This is a genomic window from Bradyrhizobium sp. USDA 4472, assembly GCF_054058595.1.
The window spans coordinates 305,598-319,397 of the sequence record NZ_JBSSAM010000001.1 but is presented as its reverse complement, the minus strand read 5'-3'; the positions used below and the strand labels follow the sequence as shown (position 1 = coordinate 319,397).

Below are 13,800 nucleotides of genomic sequence, written 5' to 3'. Positions count from 1 at the left end.
GGGCCTGCTAGTCATGGCTGCCCGTGGAGGAGCCCATGACTGCAAGTGCGTTCAAGACTGAGATCACGGAGACCGCCGAGGCCCTGATCGGGCCGTGGCGCCAGCCGCGCCAGATGCTGCACGAGCAAGTCTACGATGCGCATGCCTCCATCCACGACGATGCCACCGCGCAGAAGCTCGGCTTCAAGGGGGGCACCATCGAAGGGCCGACGCATTTCAGCCAGTTTGCGCCGCTCGGTGCGCGTCTCTGGGGCCAGGCGTGGTTTGAGAGCGGCTGTCTCTCCGCGCATTATCGCAGCGTCTGCTATGAGGGCGAGGAGGTGCAGGCGATCCTGTCAAAGCCTTTGTCCGGAACGAGCCAGTGCCAGATCCAGATGGTGAAGCGCGACGGCACCGAGGTGCTGCGGGGCACGGCGTCGGTCGGCGATCCCGGCATTGCCACAGCGCTCGAGGCGCGCCTGACCGAACTCAAGCCGCTCGTCGATCCCGTGATCCTGCGCGACGTCAAGGTGGCGCAGACCAGCACGCGACAGACGGTGCGGATGGCGTTCGATCAGAACATGGGCGACCTCTATCCGTTTTCGCTGCGGCAGAAGCTCGCTGTCATCACCGAGAGCTCGGCCTATTATTCGGGCGCCGAAAATCCGTGGGGGCAGGCCATCATTCCGATGGAGATGCTGAGCGTGCTGTTCCAGTACCGCTCCAAGGACGATCCGTTGCCGGCGAAGGGGCCGGCCGTCGGCTTGTTCGCCGACCAGGAGATCCGGCTCGTGGGGGGACCGCTTTTCGTCGGCGAGGAGTACGAGGTGGAGCGCGAGGTGGTCGCGCTGTCCGGCAGCCGCCGCACCGAGAGCGCGTGGGTCAAGACACGCGTGTTCGACAAGGCAGGCACAATGGTCGCGACGATGCTGCTCAACATGGCGACACTGAAGGACTCCTATGCGCGGTATGAGGAGGAGTATCGACAGCTGTATGGAGATACTGGCCGCTAAGAAGTGCGCCTCACGGCCGCTCATCGTTTGAGCAAATGCACGTCGCAAAAGCCGACGCACAGGGAATAAGCAGACGTCGATCTCTGGCGTAACCTTCTGAGTGCGCAGCGATTTCCCTTGTCTCCCTGACGCTCCCGCGATTGTACACAATGGCACGGCGCTTGCAGAACTCCTGAGACAGAGAGTTCTCGCGGGGCCTCGTCATGTTGAACTCAACCAAGCCGACACTGGGCGTCATCAGCGCCGAGCCCGAGCCGATCAAGCTCGATTGGTTGTCGACGGCGCTTGTGATCATCGACATGCAGCGCGACTTCATGGAGCCCGGGGGCTTTGGCGAGACGCTTGGCAACGACGTCAGCCAGCTTGCGCGCGCGGTAAAGCCGATCGGTGCGGTGCTGAAGGCCGCGCGCGACACCGGCATGCTGGTGATCCACACGCGCGAGGGCCATTTGCCTGACCTCTCCGACGCGCCTCCTGCAAAGGTCGAGCGCGGCGCGCCGTCGTTGCGCATCGGCGATCCCGGTCCGATGGGCCGCATTCTCATTCGCGGTGAAGCCGGTCACGACATCATCCCCGAGCTTTATCCGCTCGACAGTGAGGTCGTGATCGACAAGCCCGGCAAGGGCGCGTTCTACGCCACCGAGCTGACAGACGTGCTCGAGAAATACGGCATCGAGAACTTGCTGGTGTGCGGTGTCACCACAGAGGTATGCGTCAACACCACTGTGCGCGAGGCCAATGATCGCGGCTATCGCTGCGTCGTCATTTCGGACGGCTGCGCGTCCTACTTCCCCGAATTCCACGAGATGGGCCTGAAGATGATCAAGGCCCAGGGCGGCATCTTCGGCTGGGTCGCAGACTCGGCCGCAGTTCTGGAGGCGATGAAGACTTCGACCACATAGGGGTATGACCATGAGCACGTTTACGGGGACGGCCGCCAAATCTGAGATCAACAAGTCCGAGTTCAAGCCGGCACTTTGGACATCGGGTGACTGGAACGCGTTTTTCGGCTTCGGCACCAACATCCTCGTCAACATGCTGGTGCTCACGGGCCTGCTCCGCTTCGTCCTGAAAATGCCTGATAGTCTCGTGTTCGGCCGTATCCTGCCCGCGCTGGGGCTGATGATGTGCCTCTCCACCTTCTACTACGCATACCTCGCCTACCGGCTCGCGCAGAAGACCGGCCGCAGCGATGTCTGCGCGCTGCCGTCCGGCGTCAGCGTGCCGCACATGTTCATTGTCACCTTCGTGATCATGCTGCCTGTTACCCTGAAGACCGGCGACCCGCTCAAGGGCTGGTCGGCGGGTCTGGTCTGGGTATTCTTCCAGAGCTTCATCCTGATGATCGGCGGTTTTATCGCACCGTTCATACGCAAGATCACGCCACGCGCGGCGCTGCTCGGCACGCTTGCAGGCGTCTCGCTCACCTTCATTGCGATGCGCCCGGCGCTCGAGATGTACATGACTCCGCAGATCGGTCTGGTCTGCTTCGCCATCATTCTGGTGAGCTGGTTCGGCGGCGTGAAATATCCGAAGAGCGTTCCGGCCGGTCTGATCGCGATCGTGGTCGGCATGATCATCGCATGGGGCTCGAACCTGTTCGGTCTCGGCCTCGGGGGATTGAGCGTCAAGGGCGTCGGTGATGCCTTCGCCAATTTCGGCTTCTCGGTGCCGATCCCTGCGGTGAACCATGTCTTCTCCGGCTTCGAATATCTCGGCGTCATCTTGGTGACCGCGATTCCCTTCGGCATCTATGATCTCGTCGAGGCCATGGACAACGTCGAGAGCGCGGAAGCCGCGGGGGACGAATATCCGACCACGCGTGTGCTGACCGCCGACGGCGTCGTCAGCCTGATCGGCTGCCTGATGGGCAATCCCTTCATCAACGCGGTCTATATCGGCCATCCCGGCTGGAAGGCGATGGGCGGCCGGATCGGCTATTCGGCCGCAACCGGCATCATGGTTGTGGTGCTGTCCTGGTTCGGTGTCATCTCGGTGCTGCTGGCCCTGGTGCCTGTCGTCGCGATCTCGCCGATCCTGCTCTATATCGGCATGTTGATGACCGCCCAGGCTTTCCAGACCACGCCGTCGAAGCACGCGCCCGCCGTGGCGCTGGCTTTCACGCCGCATCTCGCCGCATGGGCCAAGCTCCAGATCGACACCATGCTCGGCTCGACCGTGAATGCTGCGGCTACCGTCGGCGGCATGGCCGCCGACAAGGCCGCCGCAGTGAAGAGTGCAGCGATCGCCGCTCTGCCGCAGCAGGGCGTGTTCTATCACGGGCTCGAGGTCATGGGCGGCGGCTCCATCCTCGGCGGGCTCATTCTGGGTGCGATCGGCGTCTTCATCATCGAGCGTGACTTCGAAAAGGCGTCAGCCTTCGCGCTCGTCGGCGCGGTGCTGACCTATTTCGGCTTCATGCATGGTGAAGCTGTTGGCGTCGGTGGCGGCTTCGGCGTGACGCCCGCGGTGGCGTTCGCCTATGCCGTCATGGCAGCGGGCCTGTTCGCAGCCAGCAAGCTCGGCGCCACCGAACGCTATGCCGCGCCCCCGGAGATGCAGGCCGCACCGGCGGAGTAGGGTAGGCAAAACATAAAAAGCGGCCGGGCCATGTTTGATGGCCCGGCTGGTTTCATTTTCTAACCGCCCTTGACGGCGCCGGCCGTAAGCCCGGCCACGATCTGCCGCTGGGCGAACACCGTGAGCAACAGCACCGGGAGGGTGACGATCAGCGCGGCGGCGGCAAGCGGGCCCCAGCTCAGCTGGTCGAACGAGATCATGTTGTAGACGGCGACGGGCAGGGTGCGGGTCTCACGTCCGGCCAGCACGATGCCGAACACAAAATTGTTCCAGGAGAAGATCACCGCGAGAATGAAAGCGACCGCGATGCCGGGCTTGGCGATCGGCAGAGCGACATGCCGGAACACCTGCCAGCGCGTGGCGCCGTCGATCAGCGCGGCTTCTTCCAGCTCCAATGGGGTCGTCTCGAAATAGCCGATCATGATCCAGATCACGATCGGCACCGTCACCACGAGATGGATGATGATCTGCGGCACCAGCGTGCCGAGCAGTCCCAGCCATTGAAACAGCAGGAATAGCGGGATCAAATAGGACAGCCCGGGCGTGATGCGGGCGATCAGGATCACGATCGCGGATTTGTGGGCGGCCATGCGCGCGATACCATAGCCGGCGGGGACGCCGACCATCAGCGCGAGCGCGGTCGCGCTGCCGGTAACGATCAGGCTGTTGAAGAAATAGGTGACGAAGCGGTTGGAGGCGAGCACGTCAGCATAGTTCTTCCAGGCGAAATGCTCGGGGATGAACACCGGTGGGTAGGCCGCATTGTCGACCTCGAATTTCAGCGAGAGCGACACCATCCAGAGAAAGAACAGGATCGCCGGCGACACGATGACGAGTACCGCGAACCACAGGCTGATCTTGCCGATGATTTGACGTGGCGTCATGCGTCGCTCGCGATTTCGGTCCACAACATGCGTTGCCGGGCGTAGAGCATTACCGCAGCAAGCAGGACAATCAGCAGGAAGAATATGACCGCGATCGCCGAGCCATAGCCGAGATCGTAGTAGGTGAAGGCGACGCTATAGAGATAAATGTTGATCGTCTCCGACGCCGTGCCTGGTCCGCCCTGCGTGATCGCGAAGATGACGTCGAAACTTTTCACCGCGTCGATCATGCGGATCATGCCGGCGATGAACAGGAACGGCATGATCAGCGGCAACGTGATGAAGCGGAACACCTGCCAGAGATTGGCGCCATCGATCTGGGCGCTCTCATAGGGTTCGGTCGGGATCGCGGCCAGACCGCCGAGCACGATCAGCATTACGAGCGGCGTCCATTGCCAGGTTTCGACCAGCACCAGCGACGGAATGACGGTTGCCGGATGAAATACCCACAGCTGCGGGGGGAGTCCGACCAGCGACAGCAGGTAATTCAGTATGCCGAGCTGCGGGTGGAACATCATGGTCCAGACCAGGGCGATCGCCACCGGCGTCGCCATCATCGGCATGATGAAGATACCGCGCAGAAAACCGCGTCCGGCGAATTTCTGGTGAAACACCACGGCTGCGAATGTGCCGAACACGAGCGGCAACAGTACGGACAGCAGCGTGTAGACCAGCGTGTGTCCGATCGCCTCGATGAAGCGGGGATCGCTGGTCAATCGCAGATAGTTGGAGAATCCGACGAAGGTCGTCGGCGAGCCGACCTTCCATTCGTTCAGGCTCATCCAGATGGTGAACACCCACGGGAAGATGATGATCGCGAGCACGACGAGCAACGCCGGCACCACGAACGGCCAATAGGACGGCGGCCGCAGCTCCTTCTCCGGCCCGGCATCAGACCGTGCCGCGGCCGGAGTCGATTGTGTCAACGCACTCACGCCTTTTCGCTACGCTCCAGGATCGGACGAAATTGATCGTTCGCTTTCTTCAGCTCGGCGGCGGGATCGGCACCGGACAAGGTTGCGGTGAGCGCTGCGCCGACGATGTCGCGGAATTCGGCGACCGGGATCACGACGGGAAGACCAAGCTTGCTGATCTTGCTGGAATCGATCACCGACTGCAGCCAATCCTTGGGCATCTTCACACCCTGCTGCACCTCGGAATCACCGAGGATCGAGTTGCGGAACGGCACGCCGCCGCCGGCCTGCAACAACCGCGCACCCTGTTTCTTCGAGACGATCCATTGGCAGAGCAGATAGGCCGCTTCCTTGTTCTTGCTCGCAGCGGCAATGCCGACGCCGTCACCATAGGTGGCCGAATAGTGCCCCTTCGGGCCTGCAGGCACGACGGTGTAGCCGACTTTGCCGACCACGCGCGACGCAGCGGGATCCTCAAGCGGTGGGGCCCAGCCGACACCGTCGATCCACATCGCCGAACGCCCCTGCGTGAAAGAGGCCATCGACTCCATCCAGTTGAAGCCGGCGACGCCGGGTGGAGCAAATTTGGTTAGCAGGGTCTGGTACAGTTTCGTCGCCTCGACGGCTTCCGGCCCGTCGGTGAGGATGTTGCCCTTGCTGTCCAGGAATTCCCCACCGTAGTCCAGGAAGAAATTGCCCCACAACGCCATGTTGGCGTTGCGCAAACCCCGCCCGACGAATCCGTAGATTCCCTCCTTGGGGTCGGTGAGCTTTTCGGCGGCCGCGACCATCTCGTCGAGGGTCTTGGGGACGGCCACACCCTTCTTCTGGAAGAGCTCCTTGTTGTAGTAGAGGATGAAATAATCGACCGACCAGGGCAGCGACAGCATCTGGCCCTTGTCATTCTTGGCGTATTGCAGGCCGGCGGCCGAGAAATCGCTCTCGACGAGGTCGGGCGCCGTCAGCGTCGGGTCCTTCATGAAGGGCGTCATGTCGGCGAGCCAGCCGGCCTTCTCGAACTGCCGCTTCTGCACGTGATAGCTGAGATGGACGACGTCGAAGCTTGGTCGGCCGGAGGTGAGCTCGATGACGCATTTCTGGCGCTGCTGCTGCTCCGGGATCTGCTCGGATTCGACCTCGATACCGGTGAGCTCGGTGAATTCCTTGACGTATTTTTGCAGATTATCGCCGCGTGGGCCCTTGGCGAGGATCACCTCGAGCTTGGTCCCGGCATATTTCTTCCAGTTGACCTCGGCGCGCGCCGGCCATCCCGTCAGGCTGAGCGCGCCAGCTGCCGCGGTGCCGGTCAAAAGCGTACGGCGCGAGATTTTGTGGTCAGTCACCTTAATTCCTCCCTGTGACTCAATTTGGGGGGATACTAGCGACCGTTCGACGCCTGCCTAGCCCTAATTTGGGCGTTACGGTCGCACCGCCGGCGTTTCCATCGGCATTCCGCGGGCCCGCGACATCAGATGGAGTTCGAGCGCGACCAGCTCGGGCGCGCCGTAACGCCTCCGGCAAAGCTCAGTCTCGGAGCGTTGCAAGAAAGGCCAGGATGTCCTCGATCTCTGCGGCCGACAATATCGGTTTGCCCATGAAACCGCGTCCGACGCGGACGAGGCCGTCCGCACGGTAATAGGACGGCACGATGGTGTCCGGGTTGAAGCGCGAGGCGTCAACCATTCGAAGCCGCAACTGGCTGACCGTCCAGCGGTTCCCGGCGCCACTGAGATCCGGCGCGAGGTCGCCCTGGAAACGCGTTCCGGGAACGGGCCGGAATGGCAGCTGCGCAGCTGTGGTTCGATGGCGGACACCGCCTGGCCGATCACGGCGACGCCCTAGGCGGCGAGCCTGTCATATTCAAATTGCTGCGCTTCGATGTCACGCAGGCCCGCGATTACCTCGTTGCGCGCTTCCACTTTCGGCATCTCGTTGATGCGCATCGACTTGAAGGTGTCGAAGTTGGTTTGCTCGATGCGGCCGTCCTTCACGGTGCAGCCACCATGGAACAGCGCCGAGAGGCCATAGACGAAGGAGCCTGCGATCTGCCGCTCCACCTGGGCCGGATTGACGACGTAGCCGGGGTCGGTGGAGGCGACGATGCGAAGCACCTTGATCTTGTTGCCGTCCGCCACCGAGATTTCGGCGGCGCCGGCAACGTAGCTGCCATAACCCATGACCTGCGCGATGCCGCGATAGACGCCTTGCGGCGCCGGCACAGCGGCGCAATGTGTCCGCCAAACCGGAACCGTTCAGATCAAGAGTCTGAGGGGCAGCTAGCGAAGATTCTCGCATCTCCAGGAACGTTATGAAGCGGGCGGTGTCGTGTGCGCCCCGCCGTCCTACTTCACCGCCAGCCGCAGGAAGCTCATGACACTGCCGAGTGCGGCAAAGCCTGCGCCCAACGTCAGCGCCACGGTGGCGCCGTTGTGGCCCGCCATGGCAAAGCAGGCCGCGGCCAGCGCAGCACCGGTCGTCTGCCCCGTCAGTCGCGCAGTTGCGACGATGCCCGAGGCGCTGCCGCCGCGATGCGGTGGCGCGCTCGACATGATCGCCTTCATGTTCGGTGCCTGGAAGAAACCGAACCCCATGCCGCAGATCATGATCCGCCAGACGATGTCAGGGATGCTCGGGCTCGCGGGAAGCCATGCGAGCAGCGCCATGCCGAGGCCTAGCAGAATGAGACCGATGCCACCCAGCAGGCCAACCGGATGGCGATCAGAGAGGCGGCCCGCGATTGGCGCCATGATGCCAACCACCAGCGGCCACGGAGTCATGAAGAAGCCGGTCTCGACCTGCGAGCGTCCGAGCACGTCCTCGAAATAGAACGGCAGCGAGACGAAAGCGAGACCCTGCACCGCGAAGGAGCAGACCGCGGTCGCCGCCGACAGAGCAAACATCGGCCTGGCGAACAAGTCGATCGGCAGCATCGGCGCGGGATGATCGGCCTGACGCCGCGTCAGGATGAAGGCGAGTGCGAATGCCGTGACGAGCTCGACGGCCACGACGACCGGCGACATATCGTGCGCGGCGCTGCCGATGCCTGTAATGAACAGGCCGAGGCAGGCAGAAGCGAGCAGCGCGCCGAGGAAATCGAAGCCGTGATCGGCGCGCGGCGTGTTCGGCAGCATCGTGAAGCCGATGCCTGTTGCGACGAGGCCGAACGGGATATTGACCGCGAACAACCACGGCCATGGGCCGACCGCAAGGATCGCAGACGCAATCGAGGGACCGAAGGTGAAGGCGGTTGCGACCACCAGCGCATTGTGGCCGAAGCCGCGGCCCTGCATCCGGCCGGGATAGACGAAACGCACCAGCGCCGTGTTGACGCTCATGATGCCGCTGGCACCCAGGCCTTGCAGCGTCCGTGCGACCAGCAAACTGTCCAGCGACCACGCCACTGCGCAGAACAGCGAGGCGATGGTGAACAGCATGAGACCGCCGAGATAGATGCGCTGGTGCCCGACGATCTCGCCGAGCGCCCCGAGCGGCAGCAGCGTGGCCACCAGCGCGATCTGGTAGACGTTGACCACCCAGACCGACTGCTCCGGGCTGACATGCAGATTCGCGGCAATGGCGGGCAGCGCGATGTTGGCGATCGCGGTATCGAGCGAGGCCATCGCCAACGCCGTGAAGATCGCCGCGATCGCCCAGCGGCGCTGTTCGGCCGGCAGGCCATCGGCTTTGAGATGATCGGGCTCGCGCGCAGCGGCAGGTAACGTGATGGTCATGCCTTGCGCTTTGCTCCGGCGATCGGCGTCGATGATCTCTGGCGTGTACTACGCTTGCGGCGCCTTCCACAGGCATATGCTTGCATGCATTGTATGCGCAAAGGGCGCTGCGATCGCCGGGATATTGCAGGCCGCGTGAGCCGCGCGCTCGAAAACAACCCCATGCACCGTAGAAGGCCCCTTGATGGAGAAGGGGTTTTTCAGCCGGCTCGGTTGCGACCTCAGCGGCGCCGGACAAGTTGACACGTCGGGCAAAACACCGGCACGATGTCATCATGGCGGCAAAGCCAGCTCGTGCTGAGCGGCCACCCTCGCGACGCTAGTCGACGATGTTGTCGATATCCTCCGCCTTCAGGCGGGCGAGATTGTCCGTCATCTGCTGCAGCCGCTCGGGCGCGTGGCCTTGCCACTGCGTCACCTCGGCAATCACCCGCAGCGGATCGCGGGAGCGATAGGACTGCGTGGGATTGCCGGGAAACTTCTTGTCCGGCACGTTCGGATCGTCGACGATCGGCCCGGTCGGCTCCACGACGTAGATCCGCCCCGGTCCGCTGCCTGCGGCGAGCTCCGCGCCCCAGATCGCCGCGTCCAGCGTGGCCGTGAAATAAACCCAGGACAGCGGCTTGATGTCGGTGAAGTTGGAGGGATGGCCGACGACGATGAGGTCGCCGGGCTTCAAATCGGCGCGTGTGCCGTGGAAGAACGATTGCGCGAACATGGTTGGTGCGGATGACATGAATCGATCCTGGGCGGCTGTTGTTAGTTGCGGCGGATCTGCGCGCTCACGATGCGGCCGGGCGGGATGCAGTTGATGGTGATGCCGTGCTCGCCGATCTCGCCATCGCCCTATCCCTGCCTGCCACGAGGCATCTCCAGGACTCTCCGGAGCAGCGTGGGATGGCTGAGAACCGCGTGCAATTCAGATTTGTCGAGCCACGCGGCCGCATCCTCGAAGCTTTCGCATTCTTCGACCTTGGCGCGCGCCGTCGCCAGAGGCACATGGACAGGGCCGAACTTGCGGGGGCTCGCAAGCGAGAGCGAACCCAGGTGCTCGCCCAGCAACTCCGGATCCCGGCTGAGCTGGTGCAGGGCTTTGGTCGTTTCGATGGGCTCCGATGCGGCCAATTCATTCGCGCGGAGCACCACAGCGGGGGGATTGTTGGTTTCCGGCGTTGCAAAGACTCCGGGCGCCTTCAACCGCGACGACGTTATTATTCCCAGCGGAATTGCAAGCAGGAGACCCAGCACCACAGGCGACATCCAAAGCAGCAGCGGCAAGGAGACCGCATAGGCGCTGAGCGCAAGGACCAGGCCGCACAGGGTGGGCCCGGCGAACTTGCGATAGATCTCGCCGAGCGCAAGCTCTCCATCGCTTCGGCGCTGCACCTGCCATCCCGCGTCCCGCCCGACGAGAATTTCCACGACCGCCTTGCTCTGGAAGATCATCATGCACGGCGCGATCAGTGCCGCGAGAACAGTTTCGCAAAACACCCCCAGCAGCAGGCGAACGCTTCCGGCGAAACCCATGCGTCCCTCGCGATGGCCAATCACCAAGACATAGGCCAGCAGCTTGGGCAAGATCAGAAGTCCCATCGTCGCGGCAAAGACCCGGGCCGCGAGCACCGGGTCCTGTTGCGGCCAGGTGGGAAACAGACTGAATCCCTTCGGAAAGTATTCGGGGCGGATGAAGTGCGCCTGCAATGAGATGAGCAGGCCGAGCACCAGGAACAGAAGCCACAGCGGCGCGGTGAGATAAGAGCCGATGCCCGTCAGCAGATGCAGCCGCGACACCCAGTATAGCCCGCGCACCGGCAGGACCGCGAGGTGCTGCAGGTTACCCTGGCACCAGCGACGGTCTCTCCCCGCGAAGTCCAGCACCGACGGAGGGACCTCTTCGAAGCTGCCCCCAATGTTCGGTGCCATATAGATCCTCCAGCCGGCGCGGCGCATCAACGCAGCCTCGACAAAATCATGGCTGAGGATGTGGCCTCCGAAAGGCTTGCGGCCGCGCAGCTCCGGCAAGCCGGCCTCCGCAGCGAAGGCCCGCACGCGGATGATGGCGTTGTGGCCCCAGTAGTTGCTGTCGCCACCGTGCCACCAGGCGTTACCGGCTGCGACGATCGGGCCGTATACGCGCCCCGAGAACTGCTGCAGCCTGCTGAACAGCGTCCGCGCGTTGACGATGACCGGCTGCGTCTGGATCAGCGCGGCAAGGGGATCGGTTTCCATCGCGTGGACAAGGCGCACGATGGTATTGCCTTCCATCAGGCTGTCTGCGTCGAGAACGATCATGTGATCGTAGGCTGCGCCGAACCTGCTGACCCAGTCGGCGATGTTGCCGGATTTTCGTGCGGTATTGTCGGAGCGATGGCGGTAGTACAACCGATCCAGGCCGCAGGCGCGGCGCAGCTGGATGAAGGTCATCTCCTCGCAGATCCAGATGTCCGGGTCAGTCGTGTCGCTCAGCAGGAACCAGTCGAACTTTTCCCCATATCCCGTCTCGTCGACCGATTCATACATCGCGCGCAGTCGCGCCATGACATGATGCGGATCCTCATTATAGGTCGGGATCAGCATGGCCGTGCGCGACGTCACCGCTGACAGGGAGCCGGTGGTGTCGAGCGGCAATCCGGCAGGCCGACGCGTCAGCAGCGCGAAAAATCCGGCAAGCGCGGACATGAAGGAGAACGCGACCCAGGCGAGCAGCACGAGAAAAAGGCCGAGCAGCACCGCTTCGAGAAAGGTCACGCCACCCACTTCGACCACGTCGTACATGCCGTAGCCGCCGGCAGCCGTCAGCAAGGCCGTGCCGACGAAGATGAAGAGGCGTCGAACGATCAGGGCGGCCCCGGGACGAACCGGATCCCGGCCGGAGTCTGCCGCGCGGCCCAGTCGGCACGGCAACATCGGGAGCGGACTTTCGGGCGGCAGGAACGGGCTGCCGAGGGCGCTCCGCGGTGGCGGGAACTGCTTCACGGCGTCCATCGATAGATCCACACCTCGGAGACCGGCGCATCGCCCTGCGCCAGGAAGGCTCGCAGTTCGATCGCCGTCTGCCCCTTGACCGCACATTGAAAGCTCAGACGCCATCCGCCTGTCATGGGATTCGGTTGGGTGACGATGTTGCTGATCTCGGCCTTTTCAGCGGTCACCACGCCCTTGATGGTCTTGGGATCCACGCCTTTGAGTTGTTCGCCCATCAGTTCAAGGACAAACAGTTTGCTGTCGTCGCCCCGGCTGCCGATCCCGGTTCGCGTGAACCGCGCCAGCGCTTCGGGTTTCGGCGCGTCGGGCCCCCAGTGGAGCCGGTAGGTGAAGATGTGCTCGCTCTTGGCCATCAACGGCTGCTTGGGTTGCCAAAGCGCGGCGATGTTGTCGTGAACCTCCTCCTTGGTCGGAATTTCGAACAGTTTCACGGCACCTTCGCCCCAATCGCCGATCGGCTCGAACCAGAGGCTTGGGCGCTTTTCGAAGCTGGATTCGAGATCCTGATAGGCGGCGAAATTCCTCTCCCGCTGCATCAGGCCGAAGCCGCTTGGATTGCGATCGGCAAAGGTGCTGACCTGCAGATCGTGCGGATTGTTGAGCGGGCGCCAGAGCTGCTCACCCCTGCCGTTGAAGATCGCAAGTCCATCCGAATCGTGAACCGCCGGGCGGAAATCGTCAAAATCCTTGCGGTCGTTTGGCCCGAAGAAGAACATGCTGGTCATCGGCGCGAGTCCGGCATGCTCGACGTCGACCCGCGGATAGAGGGCCATCTCGACGTCAAAGACCGTGGTCTGGCCGGGTCGAATGGTGAACCGGTAGCCTGCCGCCGCGCTCTTGCTGTCCAACAGCGCATGCACCACGAGGGAGGAGGCATTGGGCGCGGGCTTTTCGAGCCAGAACGCCTTGAACACCGGAAACTCTTCGCCCTTGCTTTCGCCGGTATTGATCGCCAGCCCGCGCGCCGACAGGCCGTATGTCTGGCCCTTCGCGACGGCCCGAAAGTAGCTTGCGCCCAGGAATACGCAAACTTCGTCGTAGTAATCCGGCCGGTTGATGGGAGCGTGGACGCGGAATCCGGAAAAGCCGATGTCGAGATCCGGCCATTGCCCCAGGCCGTCCCCGAAAGAAAAGTCATCGCGCCGATAGGGAATCGGCATGACGCTTTTGTCCGCGACCTGGAAGATCTCGACCCTGTTCTTGTAGAAGAAGCCGCGATGAAAAAACTGCACCTCGAACGGCAGTTTCTCATCACGCCATAGCGCCTTCTCCGGCGCGAAACGAATGGACCGGTATTGGTCATAGTTGAGATTCGTCAGCGCATCCGGCAGCTTCTCGTCGGCAGGCGCGAACGGCTTGGCCGCAAGCGCGCGGGCAAGCTCGCGTACGTAGGAAGGACTGAAGGACGGGGTGGAGCCCGTCTCGGCCGCCATTGCACGCGGCAGTATAGTGACAGCTGAAACAGCAGCCGACGCGCGAAGAAGTTGACGGCGGTTCACGCTTGGATCTCCCCGGTTCGAACCAGGGGAGGAAACGACCCATGTTCCCCGGAGTTCCGCTTGGGCAACGTGGCGTGACAGCGATAATTTCGGCGGATGTTTGGGCGAATTCAGGGGCCGTCTTTGGATCCGATGCAGCCGCCCGTCTGCTCCATCAACAGATCAGGTTAAGCCAGCGATGTCGCGTGATGGGATGTCGGCGAGCCGCAGGGCTG

10 protein-coding genes and 3 pseudogenes are annotated in these 13,800 nt (G+C 63.0%); 3 read left to right on the top strand and 10 right to left on the bottom strand.

Annotation, left to right across the window (positions count from 1 at the left end):
• The first annotated feature begins 35 nt into the window (after positions 1-35).
• The 3 genes from ACVWZ4_RS01435 to ACVWZ4_RS01425 all read left to right on the top strand — a co-directional run bounded on the left by ACVWZ4_RS01435 (position 36) and on the right by ACVWZ4_RS01425 (position 3,572).
• Positions 36-992: a hypothetical protein gene (locus ACVWZ4_RS01435; protein ID WP_456739697.1), complete on the top strand. Its 957-nt coding sequence runs from the start codon at positions 36-38 to the stop codon at positions 990-992.
• Positions 993-1,195: 203 nt separating this feature from the next.
• A complete protein-coding gene (locus tag ACVWZ4_RS01430; protein ID WP_456738011.1) occupies positions 1,196-1,894 on the top strand; it encodes a cysteine hydrolase family protein in 699 nt (232 codons plus the stop codon).
• 10 nt (positions 1,895-1,904) lie between these two features.
• Entirely contained in the window at positions 1,905-3,572 is a 1,668-nt protein-coding gene (locus tag ACVWZ4_RS01425; RefSeq protein WP_456738012.1) for a regulator, read from the top strand.
• Positions 3,573-3,631: 59 nt separating this feature from the next.
• Here ACVWZ4_RS01425 and ACVWZ4_RS01420 read toward each other — a convergent pair whose 3' ends face one another.
• The 10 genes and pseudogenes from ACVWZ4_RS01420 to ACVWZ4_RS01375 form a co-directional block, all read right to left on the bottom strand.
• Positions 3,632-4,456, bottom strand: coding sequence for a carbohydrate ABC transporter permease (locus ACVWZ4_RS01420; RefSeq protein ID WP_177243057.1), 825 nt, complete (start codon positions 4,454-4,456; stop codon positions 3,632-3,634).
• On the bottom strand, positions 4,453-5,391 hold the full coding sequence (locus ACVWZ4_RS01415) for a carbohydrate ABC transporter permease (protein ID WP_456702365.1): 939 nt from the start codon (positions 5,389-5,391) through the stop codon (positions 4,453-4,455). Before ACVWZ4_RS01415 ends, ACVWZ4_RS01420 begins: the two co-directional genes overlap by 4 nt.
• Positions 5,388-6,713 carry an ABC transporter substrate-binding protein gene (locus ACVWZ4_RS01410; RefSeq protein WP_456738013.1) on the bottom strand — a complete coding sequence of 442 codons (1,326 nt, stop codon included), beginning with the start codon at positions 6,711-6,713 and terminating at the stop codon, positions 5,388-5,390. The genes ACVWZ4_RS01415 and ACVWZ4_RS01410 overlap by 4 nt, the downstream gene beginning before the upstream one ends.
• Before the next feature lie 75 nt (positions 6,714-6,788).
• Positions 6,789-6,878: pseudogene (locus tag ACVWZ4_RS01405) on the bottom strand (sulfur oxidation c-type cytochrome SoxA); the annotation flags it as partial.
• 16 nt (positions 6,879-6,894) lie between these two features.
• Positions 6,895-7,154: pseudogene (locus ACVWZ4_RS01400) on the bottom strand (sulfur oxidation c-type cytochrome SoxX); the annotation flags it as partial.
• A gap of 126 nt (positions 7,155-7,280) precedes the next feature.
• Positions 7,281-7,586 (bottom strand): annotated as a pseudogene (locus ACVWZ4_RS01395) (molybdopterin cofactor-binding domain-containing protein); the annotation flags it as partial.
• Between the two features lie 126 nt (positions 7,587-7,712).
• Positions 7,713-9,101 (bottom strand): MFS transporter, encoded by a 1,389-nt coding sequence (locus ACVWZ4_RS01390; protein ID WP_456739696.1) that lies wholly within the window; start codon positions 9,099-9,101, stop codon positions 7,713-7,715.
• Between the two features lie 319 nt (positions 9,102-9,420).
• A complete protein-coding gene (gene arr, locus ACVWZ4_RS01385; RefSeq protein WP_456789951.1) occupies positions 9,421-9,837 on the bottom strand; it encodes an NAD(+)--rifampin ADP-ribosyltransferase in 417 nt (138 codons plus the stop codon).
• Positions 9,838-9,947: 110 nt separating this feature from the next.
• Positions 9,948-12,086, bottom strand: a complete 2,139-nt coding sequence (mdoH, locus tag ACVWZ4_RS01380) for a glucans biosynthesis glucosyltransferase MdoH (RefSeq protein ID WP_456739695.1) — start codon at positions 12,084-12,086, stop codon at positions 9,948-9,950.
• The gene (locus tag ACVWZ4_RS01375) at positions 12,074-13,585 is read right to left on the bottom strand and encodes a glucan biosynthesis protein G (protein ID WP_456789950.1); all 1,512 of its coding nucleotides are present in this window, start codon (positions 13,583-13,585) and stop codon (positions 12,074-12,076) included. Before ACVWZ4_RS01375 ends, mdoH begins: the two co-directional genes overlap by 13 nt.
• Positions 13,586-13,800 lie beyond the last annotated feature (215 nt).

Bases quoted from the DNA above. Each gene is read 5' to 3' on its own strand.
- ACVWZ4_RS01435 (WP_456739697.1), top strand. From the start codon at position 36: ATGACTGCAAGTGCGTTCAAGACTGAGATCACGGAGACCGCCGAGGCC.
- ACVWZ4_RS01430 (WP_456738011.1), top strand. From the start codon at position 1,196: ATGTTGAACTCAACCAAGCCGACACTGGGCGTCATCAGCGCCGAGCCC.
- ACVWZ4_RS01425 (WP_456738012.1), top strand. From the start codon at position 1,905: ATGAGCACGTTTACGGGGACGGCCGCCAAATCTGAGATCAACAAGTCC.
- ACVWZ4_RS01420 (WP_177243057.1), bottom strand. From the start codon at position 4,456: ATGACGCCACGTCAAATCATCGGCAAGATCAGCCTGTGGTTCGCGGTA.
- ACVWZ4_RS01390 (WP_456739696.1), bottom strand. From the start codon at position 9,101: ATGACCATCACGTTACCTGCCGCTGCGCGCGAGCCCGATCATCTCAAA.
- arr (WP_456789951.1), bottom strand. From the start codon at position 9,837: ATGTCATCCGCACCAACCATGTTCGCGCAATCGTTCTTCCACGGCACA.
- mdoH (WP_456739695.1), bottom strand. From the start codon at position 12,086: ATGGACGCCGTGAAGCAGTTCCCGCCACCGCGGAGCGCCCTCGGCAGC.